The organism is Mycobacterium gastri (assembly GCF_002102175.1).
GTDB classification, from domain to species: domain Bacteria; phylum Actinomycetota; class Actinomycetes; order Mycobacteriales; family Mycobacteriaceae; genus Mycobacterium; species Mycobacterium gastri.
Window position 1 is genome coordinate 18,808 of sequence record NZ_LQOX01000112.1, and the last position, 19,887, is coordinate 38,694.

Sequence of the window (19,887 nt, forward strand, 5' to 3'; positions counted from 1 at the left end):
GTGGCGATGACGACGAGCATGGAAGGCGCCGACCAGCAGAGCGAAAAGCTCTTCCGCTATCTGAAAAAGGTTGCTGTCGAGCTCGATGAGGCACGCGCCCGGCTGCGGGATTACGAACACCGGGCCACCGAACCGGTCGCGGTGGTGGGGATCGGGTGTCGCTTTCCGGGCGGGGTCGATTCTGCGGAGAAGTTGTGGGAGGTGGTCGCCGAAGGTCGGGATCTGGTATCGGAGTTTCCGACGGATCGCGGCTGGGATGTGGAGGGGTTGTTCGATCCGGATCCCGATGCCGAGGGCAAGACCTATACGCGCTGGGGTGCGTTCTTAGACGATGCCGCGGGTTTTGACGCCGGGTTTTTCGGGATCGCCCCCGGCGAGGTGTTGGCGATGGATCCCCAGCAGCGGTTGATGCTGGAGGTTTCGTGGGAGGCGTTGGAGCACGCGGGAATTGACCCGTTGTCGTTGCGGGGGTCGGCGACCGGGGTGTTCACCGGGATCTTCGCGCCGAGTTATGGCAGCAAGGAAACCGGGGGGCTGCAAGGGTACGGATTGACCGGCACGGCGGTTAGCGTGGCCTCGGGTCGGGTTTCCTACGTGTTGGGGCTGGAAGGCCCGGCGGTGTCGGTGGACACCGCATGCTCCTCGTCGTTGGTGGCCATCCATTGGGCGATGGCGGCGTTGCGCTCGGGGGAGTGCGACTTGGCGTTGGCCGGCGGCGTGACGGTGATGGGGTTGCCGTCGATCTTCGTCGGGTTCAGTCGGCAGCGGGGGCTGGCTGCCGACGGTCGCTGCAAGGCGTTCGCCGCGGCGGCCGATGGGACGGGCTGGGGTGAGGGCGCCGGTGTGGTGGTCCTGGAGCGACTCTCGGACGCGCTGCGGTTGGGGCACTCGGTGCTGGCGGTGGTGCGCGGCAGCGCCATCAATCAGGACGGTGCGTCCAATGGCTTGACCGCGCCCAACGGGCTGGCCCAGCAGCGGGTCATTCGGGCGGCTTTGGGCAGTGCCGGGTTGACCGCGGCGGACGTCGATGTGGTGGAGGCGCACGGGACGGCCACCACGTTGGGTGACCCCATCGAAGCGCATGCGTTGTTGGCCACGTACGGGCAAGGTCGTCCTGCGCAGCGGCCGTTGTGGGTGGGTTCGATCAAGTCGAACATGGGTCATACCCAGGCTGCGGCGGGGGTTGCCGGGGTCATCAAGATGGTGCAGGCGATGCGGCATGGCCTGATGCCGGCGACGCTGCATGTGGATACGCCTTCGCCGCGGGTGGATTGGGAAAGCGGCGCTGTGTCGGTGTTGACCGAGGCCCGGGACTGGCCCGCTGACGGGCGTCCGCGCCGGGCCGGAGTGTCCTCGTTCGGGATCAGCGGCACCAACGCGCACGTGATCCTGGAGCAGGCTCCCGCGCCGGCCCCGGTGGCGGCGGACCAAACCACCGGGGGCGGACAGCGGTTGTCGGTGATGCCGTGGGTGGTGTCGGCGAAATCGGCTGAGGCGTTGACGGCGCAGGCGAGCCGATTGGCGGCCCATGTGCAGGCCGACCCGGCGTTGGATCCGCTCGACGTGGGCTGCACGCTTGCCGGGCGGTCGGTGTTCGAGCATCGAGCCGTGGTGGTCGGCGCCGACCGGCCGGCGTTGATCGCGGGGCTGACCAGCGTGGCCGATGGTGACCCGGGTGCGGGCGTAGCGGTGGGTCAAGCGGGTCCGGTGGGCAAGACGGTGGTGGTGTTTCCGGGGCAGGGCGCCCAGCGCCTCGGGATGGGCCGCGAGTTGTACGACCGGCTGCCGATATTCGCCGAAGCGTTCGACGAAGTGGCCGATGAGTTGGATCAGCATCTGAGATTGCCGCTGCGCGATGTTGTTTGGGGCAGCGACGCGGCTTTGCTGGACACCACCGAGTTTGCTCAGCCGGCGCTGTTGGCGGTCGAGGTGGCGTTGTTCGCGGTGTTGCGGCGCTGGGGTGTGCAGCCCGATTTCGTGATGGGCCACTCGGTGGGGGAGCTGTCGGCGGCGTACGTGGCCGGGGTGTTGACGCTGGCGGACGCGGCGATGTTGGTGGTGGCGCGGGGGCGGTTGATGCAGGCGCTGCCGGCGGGTGGAGCGATGGTGGCGGTGGCCGCTTCTGAAAAAGAGGTGATGCCGTTGCTGGGCGAGGGGGTGGGCATCGCCGCGATCAATGCGCCCGGATCGGTGACCATCTCCGGTGCCGAGGCCGCCGTGAGCGCGATTGCGGATCGCTTTGCCGAGCAGGGTCGGCGGGTGCACCGGTTGGCGGTGTCGCACGCTTTTCATTCGCCGCTGATGGAGCCGATGCTCGACGAGTTCGCGCGGATAGCGGCCCGGTTCGAGCCACGGACGCCGCAAATCGGCCTGGTGTCGAACGTCACAGGTGAATTAGCCAGCGCCACAGGCGATTTCGGGTCGGCGCGGTACTGGGTCGACCATATCCGGCGGCCGGTGCGTTTCGCCGACAGCGCGCGTCAGGTACAGCAGCTCGGCGCGACGCACTTCCTCGAGGTCGGTCCCGGCAGTGGTTTGACGAGCTCCATCGAGCAGTCGTTGACCCCGGCTGAGGCGGTCGTGGTGTCGATGCTCGGCAAAGACCGTCCCGAATTAGCCGCTGCGCTGGGTGCGGCCGGCCAGTTGTTCGCCACTGGTGTGCCGGTGGATTGGCCGGCAGTGTTCGCCGGCTCGGGTGGGCGGCGGGTCGACTTGCCCACGTATGCCTTTCAGCGGCGGCGGTTTTGGGAGACGCCGGGCGGGGACGGGCCCGCCGACGCGGTCGGTCTGGGTCTGGGCCCGACCGAGCACGCGTTGCTGGGTGCGGTGGTCGAGCGGCCCGACTCCGACGGAGTGGTGCTGACGGGCCGGTTGTCGTTGGCCGATCAACCGTGGCTGGCCGATCACGTCGTCGGCGGAGTGGTGCTCTTCCCCGGGGCGGGTTTCGTGGAGTTGGTCATCCGCGCCGCGGACGAGGTCGGCTGTGCGGTCATCGACGAGCTGATCCTGGCCGCGCCGCTGGTGATGCACCCTGGCGCGGGGGTCAAGGTGCAGGTGGTGGTCGGCGCCGCCGATGATGCGGGAACCCGGGCAGTGTCGGTGTATTCCCGCGGTGACCACTGCGACGGGGAGTGGTCGCTGCATGCCATGGGCACGCTCGGGGAGAGCCCCGCGCAGGCCTCGGCGGACTTGTCGGTGTGGCCGCCGGAAGATGCGGAGATTGTCGACATTTCCGACGGCTACGAACGGTTGGCCGCCCGCGGTTATGCCTACGGCAAGGCATTCCAGGGGCTGGTGGCGGTCTGGCGGCGCGAGTCGGAGTTGTTCGCCGAGGTGGTTGCTCCCGCGCAGCACGGGGTGGCGGTCGATGGGATGGGGATGCATCCGGCCGTGCTGGACGCGGTGCTGCACGCCCTGGGACTGGCTATCGAAACCACCGAGACGATGCTGCCGTTCTGCTGGCGCGGGGTGTCGCTGCACGCCGGCGGCGCCGGGCGGGTACGGGCCCGTCTGGCCTCGGCAGGCGCCGATGCCATCTCGGTCGAGATCGCCGATGCCGAGGGGCTGCCGGTGCTGACGGTCGGCGCCCTGGTGACCCGGGCGACGACGGCCGAGCAGTTGCGCGCCGCGGTGAACGCCGCCGGCCGCGGGCCGGACCAGGGACCGCTGGAGGTGATCTGGTCACCAATGCCGTTGAACCACAACAGTAATGACGAGTCTGACCAGCCCGCGGTGCTGTCGGTGCTGTCTTGGGAGGACTATTGCGCCGCTGATGCGGGTATGCCGGCGAGCGCCAACGGTAATGGCGCCGGGGCCGGCGATGCGCCCGTGGTGCTGTGGGAGTGCGGTTCTGCCGGCGCGGATGCGGTGGGCTCGACGTATGCGGCCACCCACGCCGCCTTGCGGGTATTGCAGTCCTGGCTGGGCACCGACCGGCCCGGCACTTTGGTGGTGCTGACCCGCGGCGCGGTCGGATTGGCCGGTGAGGATGTCAATGATCTGGCTGCCGCAGCGGTGTGGGGTCTGGTTCGTTCGGCACAGGCCGAACAACCCGGACGGATCGTGTTGGTCGACACCGACGCAGTGGTGGATCGGGGGGTGGATGCTGTGGCGCTCGCCGCCGTCGGCGAACCCCAACTGGTGGTGCGCGGCGGCGTGGTGCACAACGCCCGGCTGGCCTCGGCGCCGCCGCTGCTGGCCTTGCCCGCCGAAGAGGCGTGGCGGTTGGCCGCCGGTGGCGGCGGGACCCTGGAGGATTTGGTGATCCAGCCCTGCCCGGAGGCCCGGGCACCGCTGCAGGCGGGCCAGGTGCGGGTGGCCGTGGCCGCCGTCGGGGTCAATTTCCGCGATGTGGTGGCCGCGTTGGGGATGTATCCGGGCCAGGCGCCAGCGCTGGGCGCCGAAGGCGCCGGAGTGGTGATCGAGACCGGCCCCGACGTGACCGGTGTGGCCGTCGGCGACGCGGTGATGGGCTTCCTGGGCGGCGCCGGCCCGCTGGCGGTGGTGGATCAGCGGCTGGTTGTCCGGGCGCCCCTGGGCTGGTCGTTCGCGGAGTCCGCGGCGGTGCCGGTGGTGTTCTTGACGGCGTTGTTCGGGTTGTCGGACCTGGCCGAGATCAAGGCGGGCGAATCGGTGCTCATCCACGCCGGCACCGGTGGCGTGGGCATGGCGGCAGTGCAACTGGCTCGCCACTGGGGAGTCGAAGTCTTCGTCACCGCCAGCCGTGGTAAGTGGGACACGTTGCGCGCCATGGGCTTTGACGACGACCACATCGGCGATTCCCGCACGCTCGAGTTCGAGGAAAAGTTCTTGGCAGTCACCGACGGCCGCGGGGTCGACGTGGTGCTCGATTCGCTGGCCGGCGAATTCGTCGACGCTTCGCTGCGTTTGCTGGTCCGCGGCGGGCGCTTCCTCGAGATGGGCAAGACCGATATCCGCGATCCGCAGAAGATCGCCGCCAACTATCCGGGCGTGCGGTATCGGGCGTTTGACCTGTCGGAGGCCGGTCCGGTGCGCATGCAGGCGATGCTTCGCGAGGTGAAGGAGCTGTTCGACACCCAGGTGCTGCATCGGCTGCCGGTCACCACCTGGGATGTGCGCTGCGCGCCGGCGGCATTCCGGTTCATGAGCCAGGCCCGCCATATCGGCAAAGTGGTGTTGACCATGCCCTCGGCGTTGGCCGACGGGCTCGCCGACGGCACCGTGCTGATCACCGGCGCCACCGGGATGGTCGGTGCGGTCCTGGCCCGCCACCTGGTCAGCGCCTTTCGCGTGCGTCATGTGGTGCTGGCCAGTCGGCGCGGCGATCGCGCCGCGGGGGCTCCGGAGCTGGCCGCCGAGTTGGCGGAGGCGGGTGCCAGGGTGCAGGTGGTGGCCTGCGACGTGGCCGATCGGGACGCGGTGGCGGGCTTGTTCACGCAGCTTGCGGCGGAGTGGCCGCCGGTGCGCGGGGTGATTCACGCCGCGGGGGTGGTCGACGACGCGGTGATCAGCTCGCTGACACCGGATCGCATCGACACGGTGTTGCGGGCCAAAGTGGATGCGGCCTGGAACCTGCACGAGGCCACCCGGGGTCTGGATTTGTCGATGTTCGTGCTGTGCTCCTCGATCGCGGCAACGGTGGGCTCTCCGGGGCAGGGCAACTACTCGGCGGCGAACGCGTTTCTGGACGGCTTGGCCGCTCGCCGGCAGGCCGCGGGCCTGGCGGGGACGTCGCTGGCGTGGGGGTTGTGGGAACAAACCAGCGCCATCACCGCTCATTTGAGTGAGCGTGACCTGGCCCGGATGAGCCGTAGCGGGCTGGTCGCTATGAGCCCGGAGCAGGCATTGGAGTTGTTTGACGCCGCGTTGACGATCGATCACCCCGTCATGGTCGCTACTCGCCTGGACCGGGCCGCGCTCGATGCCCGGGCCCAAGCCGGCGGGTTGCCGGCATTGTTCAGCGGGCTCACCCGCCGCCCACGTCGCCGCCAAATCGACGACACCGGAGATGCCACCCAGTCCAAGTCGGCGCTCGCCCAACGCCTCCACGGGCTGGCACCCGACGAACAACACGGCCTGCTGGTAGGGATAGTGCGAGCGCAGGCCGCGGCGGTGCTGGGTCGTCCCGCTCCCGAGGACATCGACCCCGACGCCGGGTTCCAAGACCTGGGCTTCGACTCGCTGACCGCCGTCGAGCTGCGCAACCGTCTCAAGAACGCTACCGGGCTGACCCTGCCGCCCACCGTGATCTTGGACCACCCCACCCCGACCGCTGTCGCCGACTACATCGCACGGCAAATACGTCCCGAATCCAATGGTGACCGGTCACCGGTTGCCGAACGCGACGAAGAAGACCAAGAGAAAGTGTCGGTCCATGCGTAGCCTGGTCCGGCCGGCACCGGCAGGCTTGCGGCATCGGCCGGTCGACACGGCGGTGCCGACGGCCCGTCGTGCCGTTCGGATGCCGGGCCGGCGACAGCCACCCGGGCGGTACCGCACCGGGCTAGTGTGGACGCACCGGACCTGTAGTCGGCCGGGTTGATCGGCCGACACACGGCGGATCGCGGGGGCCGGAGACGGTCGGGACAAGACCGGGGACAGGGCGCCGAACCGGTGAACGTCGTCGCTGTCTTGCTGCGCTGTGGTGGCTTGACTGGTCTGTGTGTTGGGTCGGTGCCGCGCGGGTCGCGAGCGGTTCGGGCGAAACATCATCGAGAGGATGAGCAATGAACGATCGGAAACCGCCGGTGACTTTCGCCCTTCTGATGGCGGTGGCCGCTGGGCTGGTGCTGTGGCTACCCGGCTGCGCCGCTGACAAACCCGAATCCGAGGCGCACAGTTCGGCCAGTACGACGAGCGACCCCGCGCTGGTGGCCGAGGTCAAGCAGTCGCTCGAGGCGACAAAGGCCTTGACGAGTGTGCACGTGGCGATCCGAACGGCCGGGAAAGTCGAGAGTTTGCTCGGTATCACCAGCGCCGACGTCGATGTCCGGGCCAATCCGCTTGCCGCGAAAGGCGTGTGCACCTATCAGGGCCAGCCGGACGTCCCGTTCCGCACCAAGGACGACAACATCTCGGTGAAGTTGTTCGATGACTGGACCAACCTGGGCTCCATCTCCGACTTGGCGGCCTCACGGGTGGTTGATCCCAGCAACGGGGTGGCGAAGGTGCTCTCGGGTATCACCAATCTGCAGTCGCAAGGCTCGGAGGTGATCGACGGAATTCCCACCACCAAGATCAGCGGAACCGTCCCGACGGACACCGTCAAGATGTTGGATCCTGGTGCCAGGCAGCCGAGGCCAGCGACCGTGTGGATCGCCTCGGACGGTTCGCACCGCCTCGTGCGGGCAAACATCGACATCGGGTCCGGGACGGTCGAGCTCACCCTGTCGAAATGGAACGAACCCCTCAGTGTCGACTAGAAAGTCGACTAGCAACGACCAACTTCGCTGGGGCCCGACTTCATCAGCCTAGCCGTAGCCTCGATTTTGGATGCCGGTAGGTGTGGGCTGCGTCTGTGGCCCAATTGGCTTGTGTGGGTGTTCGTTTCGTGAACTGACGCATGCGGCGCCACGCCGCGCCCGTCCGCCGACACTTCACCCGCGGCCCCGCCGCGATACCCTTCACCTGCAAAGCGCCTTTCCGGTTGCGCCGATCGGACCTTCGTCAAGTCGATCCTGCACTGCAGGACAGGCACTTTCGCCTATCAACACCGCGCCACACTCGGCCGTTTCATGAAAAGTCCAGGGTAGGCTGAGCCGCGGCTGGCTGTTGCTGTGGGCCGGTGCTGACGAAGGACCGTCGGGATGTCTGGCAGGGAGGCTGGCGTCGATGGTGTTGTTGTGGGCTGTCCCCGCGGAAATAGTGGCTGCGGCCGGGCAGCTGGACGATATCGGGCAGTGTCTGCGCTCGGCGAGCGCGGTCGCGGCGGGGCCGACGACAGCGGTGGCGGCTGCCGGTGGGGATGAGATATCAGTCGCGTTGGCCGCGTTGTTGGGTGCTCATGGTCAGGATTTTCAGCGGCTGATTGCCGCGGCGGGAGTGTTTCACCAGGACTTGGTGTCGGCACTGGGGGCAGCTGGGCGTTCCTATGCTGCAGCCGAGGCGGCTAGTGCATCGCCGTTGGCGGAGTTGTTGGCGTTGGTCAATGCGCCCACGGAGGCGTTGTTGGGGCGGCCGTTGATTGGCAATGGCGCCCCGGGTACACCGGGCACCGGAGACGCCGGCGGGGCTGGGGGGCTGTTAATTGGCAATGGTGGGGCCGGAGGGTCGGGTAAGGCCGGTATGGCAGGCGGGGCCGGTGGCGCCGCTGGGCTGATCGGAACGGGCGGAGCGGGTGGGGCCGGTGGGTCCTCAACCACCGGGGCCGGCGGGCCCGGTGGCCCCGGTGGGCGAGGCGGGTTCTTGTCCGGACCCGGGGGCGCCGGCGGCTCGGGTGGGAATGCCGGCGCGACAGGCGTGGGTGGGCAGGGCGGTGGGGGAGGCGTGGGTGGACTGTTCAGCGCCGGCGGAGTCGGTGGTTCCGGCGGTTCCGCTCCCAATGGGAACGGCGGCGCTGGTGGCAGCGGTGGAGCCGCCGGAGCACTTGCCGGGCTTGTTGGAGCCGGCGGCGGCGCGGGTGGCAGCGGCGGCGCCTCGTCAAGTGGGACGGCCGGAGCCGGTGGTGCGGGCGGCAATGCCGGTCTGATCGGCGGTAACGGTGGTACCGGCGGAACCGGCGGGACGGGGTTCAGTGGCGCGGCCGCGGGGATGGGCGGGACCGGCGGCAACGGCGGCCTGCTCTTCGGCGCTGGTGGCGCTGGAGGCACCGGCGGAGACGGCGGCCCTGGCGGGGCAGGCGGGGCGGGCGGTCACGCGGCCCTGCTGTTCGGCGATGGCGGACCCGGCGGCGCCGGTGGCCTCAACAACAGTGCGCTGGGCGCGGGTGGGGCCGGTGGGCCCGGCGGCATCAGCAGTTTGTTCGGCAACGGAGGTATCGGCGGGGCCGGAGGTGCGGGCATCCTCGGCAATGGCGGTAACGGCGGTTTCGGCGGCCAAGGTGGCCTGTTGTTTGGTGGTGGCGGCGCCGGCGGTTCCGGCGGGCAAGGCGCAGCCAACGGCGGAAACGGGGGCAACGGCGGCAATGCCCTGCTGCTCGGCGTCGGCGGCAACGGCGGCAACGGTGGGCTGGGGGGTACGACGGGCGGCAACAGTGGTGCTGCTGGTTCCAACGGGTACCTGTTCAACCAGACGGTGCTCAACGTGGTCAACGCGCCCACCGAGTGGTTGTTCGGGCGTCCGCTGATCGGCAACGGCGCCAACGCGCCCGCGGGAAGCGGGTTGGCGGGCAGCCCGGGCGGGTTCTTGATCGGTAACGGTGGTGCTGGAGGGGCCGGCAAGGCTGGTGTCAATGGCGGTGCTGGCGGAGCGGCTGGACTGATCGGCGTCGGCGGTTCGGGTGGCGCAGGCGGAGGCTTTCCGACCGGATACGCCGGAGCCGGAGGACCGGGTGGTGCCGGTGGCCTGTTGCTCGGCGCCGGGGGTCCAGGCGGAACCGGCGGATATTCAAACATCGTCAGCGGCGACGGCGGACCCGGCGGTGCCGGCGGACTGCTAGGCGGCGGCGGTGCCGGTGGTTCAGGCGGCTCCGGCGGTGGTGTCGACGGAACTGGAGGGGCCGGTGGCAATAGTGGGCTGCTCGCCGTTCTGGCTGGTGCTGGCGGCGGTCCCGGAGGCGTCGGGGGCTCCGGCGGCACTGTCGGCGGGGCCGGCGGGCCCGGCGGCACCGGCGGTTTGCTCCTCGGCCCCGGTGGCCTCGGCGGCTCCGGCGGCGCCGGGAGCTCGGTCGGAGGGGCCGGCGGGACCGGCGGCACTGCCGGCGTGCTGTTCGGCACTGGCGGCACCGGCGGCACCGGCGGGATCAGCCCAGGCGGCGGGTATGGCGGACAAGGCGGAGCTGGCGGAAATGCCGGATGGCTGGTCGGTGACGGCGGTACCGGCGGGGTTGGGGGCCATGGCAATACCGGAGGTGGCGGTGGCGACGGCGGCGCTGCCGGCCTGGTCTGGGGTGACGGCGGCGATGGCGGTGCCGGCGCACTCGGGGCCTCCTTCGGCGGGTTCGGTGGCGCCGGCGGCTACACCGGTCAGCTCTTGGGCAACGGCGGCGCAGGCGGCGCGGGCGGAGAAGGCCTGGCAAACACTGGCGGTAGCGGTGGAACCGGCGCCGACGCCGGAATTATCAGCAATGGAGGCAACGGCGGCAACGCCGGTGCTGGCGTGACATTTGGCACGGCTGGTCAGGGCGGCGCCGGCGGGCTGCTCATCGGCGCCAGCGGCCTCAACGGCAACTAACCAGCACACCGCCGGACTATGCCGCCGGCGCCTGCGCGCAGATTCACCCGCAACCCCGCCGACTCCGAGACCGTCCCGACCTTCAAAACCGGCCGCGTTGTGCTGTCGGTAGCCCACGGGGCCGTCGGGGGCGCGGGTGGGAGCGGTTGAGGCTGAGCCGCCGTTGGTCGCTGCCGGTCGATGTTGGCATAGGGATGCAGGGGACCGTCGGGCTGCTGTAGGGGAGGCTGGCGTCGGTGGTGTTACTCGATGACAACGCTTTGAGAACATCGCTAGGTTCGGCGCGTGTCGGCGTGCCAAGGTGGCGCGCGTGCCCTACACACGACGGCTTCAGCGTGCGGCCTTAGCCAGCGCGGTCGTGTTGGCGCTGGCGATGTCCGCACCAGCGGCCGCCGACACCGATAACCAGCCTATTCCGCCCGCACCCACAGCACCCTGCGATGCCTACAGTCCGGTTGCCTTTCCCTGCGTCGGCACCGGCAAGTTCGCCGACGCCGTCGCTGCGGAATGTCGCCGCCTCCCGGTGTCCGATCGGTGGTGCCTGCTTCCGCTCGCCCACCGGGTAACCCAATCTGCTACCGATGCCTACCTGCAGTCCTGGGTGCATCGCACGGCCCAATTCCAGTACGCGCTGCAAGATTCGTCGTCGCTACACAACGCCCAGTGGCTGGGCACCCACAACTCGTACAACAGCCTCACCGAAGGGTTCACCCTCTCGCACGCCGACTCAAACCAACAGCTGTCGTTGACTCAGCAGCTGAACATCGACATGCGCTCCATCGAGCTGGACCTGCATTATGTCCCACGCCTGTGGCAGTTCGGGGCGCGCGCCGTGGTCGTGTGTCACGGGCTCTCACCGGCCCAAGGCAACTTGGGCTGCACCAACGAGCCCACCTTCGCCCACGTCTTGCCTGAGATCGCGACCTGGCTCAACGCCCATCCCGACCAGGTCATCATGCTCTATCTCGAAGACGCCTTGCAGGACGCGGCGGCGTATGCCTCGGCGGTGGCGACCATGGCCAGCGTCCTGCAGCGTCCGAACCACACCAGCCTCATCTACCACCCCAACCCTGCCGACAAGGGCCCCGACGGCTGCGTTACTCTCCCGCTCAGCGTGACACGTGACCAGGTCCGCGCCGCCGGCGCGCAGGTCATCATTGTCAGCAAATGTGCACCCGACTGGTCGGCCGACGTGTTCAATTGGAACCCGGTGGAGGTGGAGAGCAACAGAAGCTCCGGCTACCAGCCGTACCCGGCGTGCGATCCCAATTTCAACCGCACGGTCTACGACACGAAGATCGTCCGTTACTACGAGGACACCACCTTTGTGTCGAGTCTGGCCGACCCCACCATGCCACCCATCAATCCAAATGCGCTTTCACCGTCGAAGGTGCAGTCGATGACCAACTGCGGCGTCCAGATGTTCGGCTTCGACCAGATTCTGCCCGAGGATGGGCGCATCCAGGCATCGCTTTGGAGCTGGGCACCCGACGAACCGCGCGCCAATGCCGGAAGCTGCACCCTGCAGAGAGCGGACGGTCACTGGGTAGCCGCACCGTGTACGGACTCACACCCCGCGGCCTGCCTCAACGGAAGCACGTGGTCTGTGACGGCGCCGGTAACGTACGCAGGGGCTCCGGCTGCCTGCACCGCAGGCGGCTCGACATTTGACCTGCCTCTGTCCGGGTACCAGAACTCGCAACTGAATGCGGTGGACGCTGCCGGCGGAGGCGCCTGGATCAAGCACACGATTTAGCGCGGGCGATCAAGGGCTAGCTTCGATTTTGCATGTCGGTAGGTGTGGGCTTCGGCTGTGGATCGGATTGGCTTGTGTGCCTGTTCTTTTCGTGAACTGGCGTGTTTGAGTATCATTTGCCACGGGGATGGGACCACCGAATTGCCATGAGGATGGGAGCACCGGTGGTCGTCGAGCATGTGGGTCTGGGCTGGTAGTGTCAACCGGCCGGTGAGAGTTTCTGGCGGCGCCGGTAGGACTCGCCTTCGATGACGAGTTCGTGTGCGGTTGAGGTGAGGCCGTCGACAGCCGCTTGGGCGAGTAGTGCGTCGCTCATCATGGTCAGCCACTCATCTGGTTCGCGGCTGGAAGTCGTCACGGTGGCGGCTTTGTGGTGGCGGGCCACCACAAGCTCGTAGAAATCGGCGGTTTCGGTGGCGTCGAGCGGCTGGTGCGCGAAGTCATCGATCAGCAGTAGCTGGACTTGGGCGAGCCGGCGTATCTCAGCTTCGACGCTGTTGTCGAGGCGGGAGGCGTTGGGCCGCTTGAACATTGCATTGGCGCGCAACTTGAGAATACTGACTCGGCGGCGTACCGCAATGTGGCCGAGCGCGGTGGCCAGATCCGTTTTGCCGACCCCCACCGGGCCCAGAAGGCAGGCACCGTGAGGGCCGTCGAGAAACCGCGGGCTGGTCAGCTCATTCCACAGGGTGCGGTCGTAGCGCACCGCCGCCGTGTCGGCCCTGGTGTCCAGGCGCATGCCGGGGTCGAGGATGGCGGCGTGGGCACTCCGGGTCGCCGACGTTGTGTCGCGGCGGGTGGCTTCGTAGCCGAGAACCAGTTCGAGGAACGCCACATGCGACAGGTGTTGTTGTTTGGCCAGGGTGAGCCGCTCGGGCAGGGTGTCGAGCATCTGCCCGAGTTTGAGTCGCTATGGTTTCGTCACTTGTCAGCCTCTGTCGTAGCGCCGCCGCCGATGACGGTCGTCCAGGACGGTTTGGTCCGCCGGTATTCGCCCCGGTCGCGGGCGAAACGCGCCGAGACGACGCCGCTGGCCGCCTGTGGCGGCGGCGCCGGGGTGCTCTCGGTGGCGCGCTGCAGCATGGAGGCGATCTTGGCCACCGAGACGGCGTCGAGGTCCAGCGCCCGCGAGCACGCGGTGTCCTCCGGGTCCTCGCCGTAGCGTTTGACCAGTCCGAGTAGCCGGTAGACCTGACGCATCGCCGTCCACGGCAGATGGTGGTCGAGCAGGCGCTCGGCGTAGATGCCGACGTTGGGTCCGTGCGAGGTGGCGGTGCGGATCAGCCGCTGCAGGTCCCGCATGGCGCAGGCGGTCTTATCGGCGGGCAGATCATCGGGGTCGGTGACCCGGCTGCCCGGCAGCTGTCGCGGATGGGTCTTGACCAGCTGCCTACGATGAAATAACTTGACCAGCTCATCATCGGCACCAGCCTGAACACGTTGACCTATAAGATGTTTCGGAGCCGAATACAACGCCTTGCCGACTTGTACTTGGTAATCCGGTTAACGGTGACCTCGGTGTAGATCGGCACCGCGTACCGCGATTGCGGTGCCGGTAGCAGCACCCCGGCCTCGCGTTCGGCGAACACCTCGGCCGGGCGCGCTCAGATGGTCGCATGAATCCGCTGGCCGGCCGTGTCCGCGCACCAGATCTCGGCGCGGCCCTGCGCGTCGGTCAAATCGATGAATTCCTCACCGGCGAAGAAGTTTCCGCGTACATACTGCACCACTCGCTCGACGCGGGGCTTGTCTTGAGACGAGCGGACCCACGCCGCCTCACAGCTGGCGACGATCGCCTCCAGTGTCTGCGCGAACGTCAGCCACACGAACATGTGCCGTGAGAACACCGCGGTGAAGATCAACGCGTGCACCACCCGACGCCGTCCCGACTCCGAGTCGTAGATCAAACCCATTCTGGCGAAATCGATCTGGCACTCCACTCCCGGCTCACCGTCGACCACCGGCACCGTCTCCCGCGCGGATCGACTCCGATAATCGGTGCGATCCACGCAATAGCGGTGCAGCATGCGATGCGGCACCCGCAGACCGCGGCGGTGAAGCAGATCACCGATCTTGAAAACCGTCAGCTCCAGACCAACCCAGTCGACGATTTGCGCGTGTTCGCCCTCCAACGCATCCCACGCGGCACCGTGGCCCTGCGGCCGGGCCGGACGCGCCGCGGCGGTCACCTGCCCAACCAATTCGTCGGTTAACCGGCCCTTCACCGCCGTCGCGAACCAGTCTGGCCGGGATCGCCGCATCCCTGTAGCTCTGCGCGGTCTTGCGGTCCACGCCGGCCTGCTCAGCCACCTTCCGCGGGCCCTTGCCAGCCAGCCAGGCGCGCAGCACCTAACTAATCTCGATCACCGAAACCTCCCTGAATACCATCCCCACGAAAACGTCCACATCGATCGACCTGCAGCGATCCGAACCGGGAAACCGAGGACCGCCCGGCAGACACCCCGGGTGGTCCCATTACTGGCGACCAGGTGGTCCCATGACCGTGGCAAAACTCGGCTCAAAGGGTCCCATGAACGTGGCAAATGACAAGTGCGCCGGGCGCAACCTGGTGCGCCGAGCGTGCCATGGCTGCGAAAAATCGGCCAACTTCTCACACTGAGAACACGTTCGGCGAAATCCTGGTGACTGCGATAAGCGCGCGTGACGGTCGACGGTGGCGCTTTCGGCCTTGGTTTAGTGCGGACGTTTCGACTGGCCGCGGCGCAAACGCGCAGTTCAGCAATGTGTCACTGCTCGAAATCGCGGATCGTGAGCCAGTCGAGTTACTGATGCCGTCGAGCACACACGGATCAGGTTCCCGGCCAACCGGCACGTCACTGCCCGCCCGCTGCGCGCCGCCGGTGCGCTCTGAAGTTGGCCCCTAGCGCGTCCGCACCAAGTGCGAACCGAACCCGCAAAGTCAGGGCGATACAGCGGAGGGCAACGCGCACAGTGATGAAAGTCAGGTGCCAAGCAGCCGAGGCCGGCGACCGTGTGGATCGCGTCGGACGGTTCGCACCGCCTCGTTCGGGCAAACATCGACATCGGGTCCGGGACGGTCGAGCTCACCCTGTCGAAATGGAACGAACCACTCAACCTCGACTAGCAACGACTAGCAACGACCAGCTTCGCTGGGGGCCAACACGTTCAGCTGTCCATTGCGGGCTCGATGACCGGTGGCTGCTGGGCCGGGTTGTTGCGGATCGCGGCCGGGATGAACACGCGTGCCGCCGCGGTCAGCACGCCCAGCCCGATCAGCACAACGGTACCGAGTTGGCTGAGAGCGCCGGGGGAAGCTGCCGACACCAACAGCAGGCCGCCGGCGAAAACGGCACAAAGGCCGGTCAGTGGGGCGACGGCGCCCGAGAGCGTCTCCGTCTCCGCAGACTCGGTGGCGAGAAGAATGGCGACGAGACGCGGGACGCCGAACGCAGCGAGGATGGCGAACGACACCAGCGGAACCGCGGCCTGCAGCTCGCGATCCAGTAGGTATTGCCACAGCACCACCGAAATCCCCAGCGCGGCAAGGTAGGACGCCGTCACCCCCAGGCCGGCCGCCAGTCCGCTGACCGCGCCGCGCCACAGGCCGATCAGGGCCGCCACCGCGAGCATCGTCACGGCCAGCAGCACGGCATCATGGGTGAGGGCACCGCGGACGGCTGCGGCTACTTGCGCGGCCCCGGCCACGGTGATCTGGCTGTCGACAAGGCTTCCGTACTTCATCGCCGCGCCCGCGGCTAGTCGGAGCGACTGCACACGGGCCGCCGCACCGAGATCCAGACCGTTACCGTCGGAATAGACGAACAACCGGGTCGACGTGCCGTCTGGTGAGAACATCGATTGCCGCACACGCTGATACGACGGATCCGCCAGTTCCTTGCGGGTGAGGTGGAAGCCGCCCTCGCCGGTGTCGGCGAAATCGACGCTGATGTTTTTCAGGAACGCCGACACCTGCACGAGTTGCGGCAGGATTTCTTGGATACTCGATTCGAGCTTTGGCACGAAGGAGCGCAGCTGGCCCAGCGTAGACCGCATTTCCGCCACCACGTGCGGTGTCGAGGCGAAGGCGCCCATCGTTTGGCTCGATACCGCGGCCATGCGGTCGGCGCCGTTGGTCAGCGCGGCCACATCGGTGACCACCAGGTCAAGGGGTCCCACGAGCTGGCGCGCGGCCGAGCACAGTTGCTCGTCGGGACAATACGTACCGCCGGTGATCATGTCACGCAACGGGTTCAGGTATTGCGAAACCTCCGCAGCTCTGCCCCGGAGGTTCTGCGTCACGGAGATGACCCGGTTGATGTTCTGCTGTATCTGGTTCGCCCCGGCGAGACCGATTCTCACGCTGCTGTCCAGCTGGTCGATTGCGGCGCCGACCTGATCGATCGTGGCCCCCAGGGACTTGATGGCGTTCAGCTGTGGCATGAACGACCCGGCCCCTCGGTTCAGCTGATCGGAGAGCTTGCCCGCGGCGGAGGTGAGCGAGGCGTCGGCCCACGGAACACCGGCCGGCCATGCCGCCGACTCCACCTTGCGCACCCCGGGAATCTCCATCAGCCGGTGGCTGAGCTGATCGATGGCGATGAGTCCGGCCGGCTGGCGAAGGTCCGCAGCAGAGTTGACCATCACCACGTCGGGCAGGGGATTTCCGGGCAGCAGCCGCGCGGCGCTGGTCCCGGGCGGGTTCGCTCGGCTTTCACCGATACCGCACCGCATTCCGATGATGGGTAGCGCGCAGATCGCCAGCACCACGGAAGCCACGGCAATGGGATTGGAGAAGCCGGGTTTGGGCAACCGGCCTGGCCAGCCGACATCGCCGGTTCGCGGCGATGCCAGCCCCCGAGGCCCGGCAAACCCGAGCAAGGTTGGCAGGAGTGTCAACGAAACCGCAAGTGCCACCGCAACATCCGGTGCGGCGGTGCCGACGCTGTGCAGCGCTGGCGTTTGCGCAAGCAACAGCGGGCCGGTGACCAGTGCGACGCACGCTCCGGGCAGGGCCAACCCGGGCAGCAGTTCGCGGTAAGCGCGCCGGTCCGTCACCGCAACACTGCCGTCGGGCCTGAGCCGGGCAGCAAGCAGGGTGGCTGCGGTCATTGTGGCGATCGTCAAGACGACGGCCAGTGCCCCGGAAAACACCGTTAACGCCGTGCTGCTTCGCGGCACCATGGCCTGAAGCGGCCACGCCACCGTCAACGAGATTCCGGTGGCCAGCAGCACCATCGCGACCGAACGCGGGGACTGTCGCGAGCGCAGCAGGAGCAGCACGGCGAGCACCGCCGCGGCGGCCGCGATCGCCGCACCCTGCCACACCTGCATGCGCAGCGGGATGTGGTCGATGGCATCCGGGCCCACAATGCGGGCGCGAAGCCCCGGACTCGGCGGTAGCTTGCGCACCACCGATCGGGCCGCATCGAGCGATTCGCGCGCTTTGTCGCTACCGACTTGGCCCACCAGCCATACCATCGCGACACCGGACCGGCCGTCAGGGCTGGTTCCCAGCGGCGCGGTAAGGGGATCGGACCACCAGTCGAGGACCGATCCGACGTGGGCGGTGTCGGCGCGCAGTGCGCTCACCGCGGCGTCATAGTAATGCTGGTCGGCCGGCCCGAGCTGGTCGCGGCCGTCCACCACCAGGTAGGCGATGGCGTTGGTGCCACTGCCCGGGAACGACTGCGCGATCCGGTTGGTGGCTGCCGCCGTCTTGGCGTCCGGGGGCAGCAGCGCCGAGGCGGTATCGCCGGGTTTCGCGTGCGTCAGCGCAAGAATCACATTCGCGATCACCGCTGCCGCAATCCAGGCGGCGACGACCAGTAGGGGGGCGAGCCGAGATCGCCGACGGCTCTCGTCGCCTGGCACGCTCGCGATCGTACTGACGTCGGTGTCCGGGCACGACGTTTTCACACGGATGTACCAATTCTGGGGATGACGGCCGGCCTTGTTAGACGTCTAAGCGAGCGAATTGATCGCGGCGGTATTGCTCGACGCATGCTGCTCGTCTGACCTTGCCGCTGGTGGTAATCGGGATCGAGCCCGGCGCAACCAACACCAGGTCCGCGACGCTAAGACCATGTGAAGCCGATAAAGCCGAGGTGACTTCACGCTTAATGGCGCCCAGCCGCGCCATCGCATCCGGATCCGAGTCGCCGCGCTTTTTGAGTTCGATAATGGCGACCAGCTTCTCGGTGCTGCGATCACTGGGAACCGATATCGCCGCGCAGCGGCCCCGGGTGATCTCTTGGATCGTCGCCTCGATGTCGTCGGGAGAGTGGTTGCGCCCGTAAACGATCAGCAGGTCTTTGATCCGGCCGATGATGAACAATTCGCCTTCCCTGACAAAACCCGAGTCTCCGGTTCTCAGCCAAGGACCTTCGGGTGTTCCCGCCAGGGGGTTCACAATCTTTGCGCCGAAAGTGCGTGCATTCTCTTCAGGTTTTTGCCAATAGCCGGTAGCGACGTTGTCGCCGTGCACCCAAATCTCACCGACCGTTCCGTCCCGGCACTCGGTACGGGTCTCCGGATCGACAATCCGCACGATCGGTGATTGCGGCAAAACATAGCTGACTAGCGATGTGCCGTCTCCGTTGTCGCAGGGCTTTGCTTCGCCGTCGGTCAATTTTCCACTTTCGAAATCGACAAATTTTGGCGGATGGTTAGGCCTGCTGGTGGCCACGAAGACAGTTGCTTCTGCCAGGCCGTATGAGGGACGGATCACCTTCTCTTGCAGATTGAAGCGCGCAAATCGGTCGGCGAAGCGCTTGATCGTCGCTGGGTGCACCCGCTCGCTGCCGCTGAGGATGGTGAGTACCTCGCCGAGGTCACGCCCGGCCATTTCGTCGTCAGATACCCTCTTTGTCGCCAGTTCGAAGGCGAAATTCGGCGCTGCTGAGAATGTGTGAGGAGTGCTGGCCAGCATGTGCAACCACCGTGCCGGACGTGCCAGGAACGCGACTGGGCTGGTCAACAGTGACGAATACCCCCCCAAAATAGCTGCACAAACTCCCAGAACCAAACCCATGTCGTGATAAAACGGCAGCCACGAAACAAGGGTCGAACCTGGCGGGGGGATCCCGTCGGTGTCGGCAAAGTAGCCGGCCATCAGCTGTTCGAAATTGGTCCGAAGGTTCTGATGTGTCATTACGACGCCCGCCGGGGTACGGGTCGACCCGGAGGTATATTGCAGATACGCAATCGATGGGTGGTTATCGTCGCCGGCACTGGATCCACTCGCAGAATCCAGGTCCAGTAAATCAACTTCGATGATTGAGGGCGCGGACTTACCAGGCTGCGCCGTAACGTGCTGGCTGACATCGTCGATAACAGAAGATGTCGTGAGAATGGCACCCGGCGACGCGTCCTGTAGTACCGCATCAACGCGTTCATTGGTGGCGCCGCCCTGTGGGACCGCAAGCGGAATCGCGATAACTCCGGCCTGTAATGCGCCGAGAAAAGCGGTGATGTAATCGAGTCCCTGGGGGGCCAATATCATCGCGCGCTCACCGGCCGGAACGCAATGACTCAGCTCCCGTGCAACGTTCAACGTTCGCCGGTACAACTGTGACCACGTCAGGCTTTCCGGGACACCTGCCCAGTCCTTTTCGTAATCGATATAGGTAAACGCTGGGTCATTGGGCTGTAGCCGGGCGCACGCGCGGAGCGCAGCAGGCAGGGAACGCACACTCATGAGCTATCACGTTACCGTCCAGCCGTCATGACGGCTGTGAGACGGCATATGCAGGGTATGACCCAGCGGGCTGCAAGGTCACAACCGCCAATTCAGCGGCATGCGCCGGTGAAGCAGGTGCAGCCAGGCGATGCCGACATCG

Annotated in this window: 8 protein-coding genes and 2 pseudogenes; 5 read left to right on the plus strand and 5 right to left on the minus strand. The window is 67.2% G+C overall.

What is annotated here, in order from left to right:
• Positions 1-6 precede the first annotated feature (6 nt).
• The 4 genes from AWC07_RS14195 to AWC07_RS14210 all read left to right on the plus strand — a co-directional run bounded on the left by AWC07_RS14195 (position 7) and on the right by AWC07_RS14210 (position 12,067).
• Complete coding sequence (locus AWC07_RS14195; RefSeq protein ID WP_036411013.1) at positions 7-6,363, plus strand: type I polyketide synthase; 6,357 nt, start codon at positions 7-9, stop codon at positions 6,361-6,363.
• A 344-nt stretch (positions 6,364-6,707) separates the two neighbouring features.
• Positions 6,708-7,403, plus strand: a complete 696-nt coding sequence (locus tag AWC07_RS14200; protein WP_036411004.1) for an LppX_LprAFG lipoprotein — start codon at positions 6,708-6,710, stop codon at positions 7,401-7,403.
• Positions 7,404-7,812: 409 nt separating this feature from the next.
• Entirely contained in the window at positions 7,813-10,311 is a 2,499-nt protein-coding gene (locus tag AWC07_RS14205) for a PE family protein (RefSeq protein ID WP_036411005.1), read from the plus strand.
• A 310-nt stretch (positions 10,312-10,621) separates the two neighbouring features.
• Positions 10,622-12,067, plus strand: a complete 1,446-nt coding sequence (locus AWC07_RS14210) for a phosphoinositide-specific phospholipase C-related protein (protein ID WP_036411006.1) — start codon at positions 10,622-10,624, stop codon at positions 12,065-12,067.
• Between the two features lie 199 nt (positions 12,068-12,266).
• On the opposite strand, the pseudogene AWC07_RS14215 reads toward AWC07_RS14210, so the two are convergent.
• The 3 genes and pseudogenes from AWC07_RS14215 to AWC07_RS28775 form a co-directional block, all read right to left on the minus strand.
• Positions 12,267-12,977, minus strand: a pseudogene (locus AWC07_RS14215) (ATP-binding protein); the annotation flags it as partial.
• Between the two features lie 11 nt (positions 12,978-12,988).
• On the minus strand, positions 12,989-13,540 hold the full coding sequence (locus AWC07_RS28770; protein WP_244187588.1) for a Mu transposase domain-containing protein: 552 nt from the start codon (positions 13,538-13,540) through the stop codon (positions 12,989-12,991).
• Positions 13,541-13,671: 131 nt separating this feature from the next.
• The gene (locus AWC07_RS28775) at positions 13,672-14,256 is read right to left on the minus strand and encodes a hypothetical protein (protein WP_244187589.1); all 585 of its coding nucleotides are present in this window, start codon (positions 14,254-14,256) and stop codon (positions 13,672-13,674) included.
• 779 nt (positions 14,257-15,035) lie between these two features.
• Here AWC07_RS28775 and AWC07_RS14225 point away from each other — a divergent pair.
• Positions 15,036-15,173 (plus strand): annotated as a pseudogene (locus AWC07_RS14225) (LppX_LprAFG lipoprotein); the annotation flags it as partial.
• Between the two features lie 41 nt (positions 15,174-15,214).
• Here AWC07_RS14225 and AWC07_RS14230 read toward each other — a convergent pair.
• On the minus strand, positions 15,215-17,920 hold the full coding sequence (locus AWC07_RS14230; RefSeq protein ID WP_139829699.1) for an MMPL family transporter: 2,706 nt from the start codon (positions 17,918-17,920) through the stop codon (positions 15,215-15,217).
• Between the two features lie 82 nt (positions 17,921-18,002).
• Positions 18,003-19,745 (minus strand): fatty-acid--AMP ligase FAAL28/FadD28, encoded by a 1,743-nt coding sequence (gene fadD28 / locus AWC07_RS14235; RefSeq protein ID WP_036411008.1) that lies wholly within the window; start codon positions 19,743-19,745, stop codon positions 18,003-18,005.
• Positions 19,746-19,887 lie beyond the last annotated feature (142 nt).

Bases quoted from the DNA above. Each gene is read 5' to 3' on its own strand.
- AWC07_RS14195 (WP_036411013.1), top strand. From the start codon at position 7: ATGACGACGAGCATGGAAGGCGCCGACCAGCAGAGCGAAAAGCTCTTC.
- AWC07_RS14200 (WP_036411004.1), top strand. From the start codon at position 6,708: ATGAACGATCGGAAACCGCCGGTGACTTTCGCCCTTCTGATGGCGGTG.
- AWC07_RS14205 (WP_036411005.1), top strand. From the start codon at position 7,813: ATGGTGTTGTTGTGGGCTGTCCCCGCGGAAATAGTGGCTGCGGCCGGG.
- fadD28 (WP_036411008.1), bottom strand. From the start codon at position 19,745: ATGAGTGTGCGTTCCCTGCCTGCTGCGCTCCGCGCGTGCGCCCGGCTA.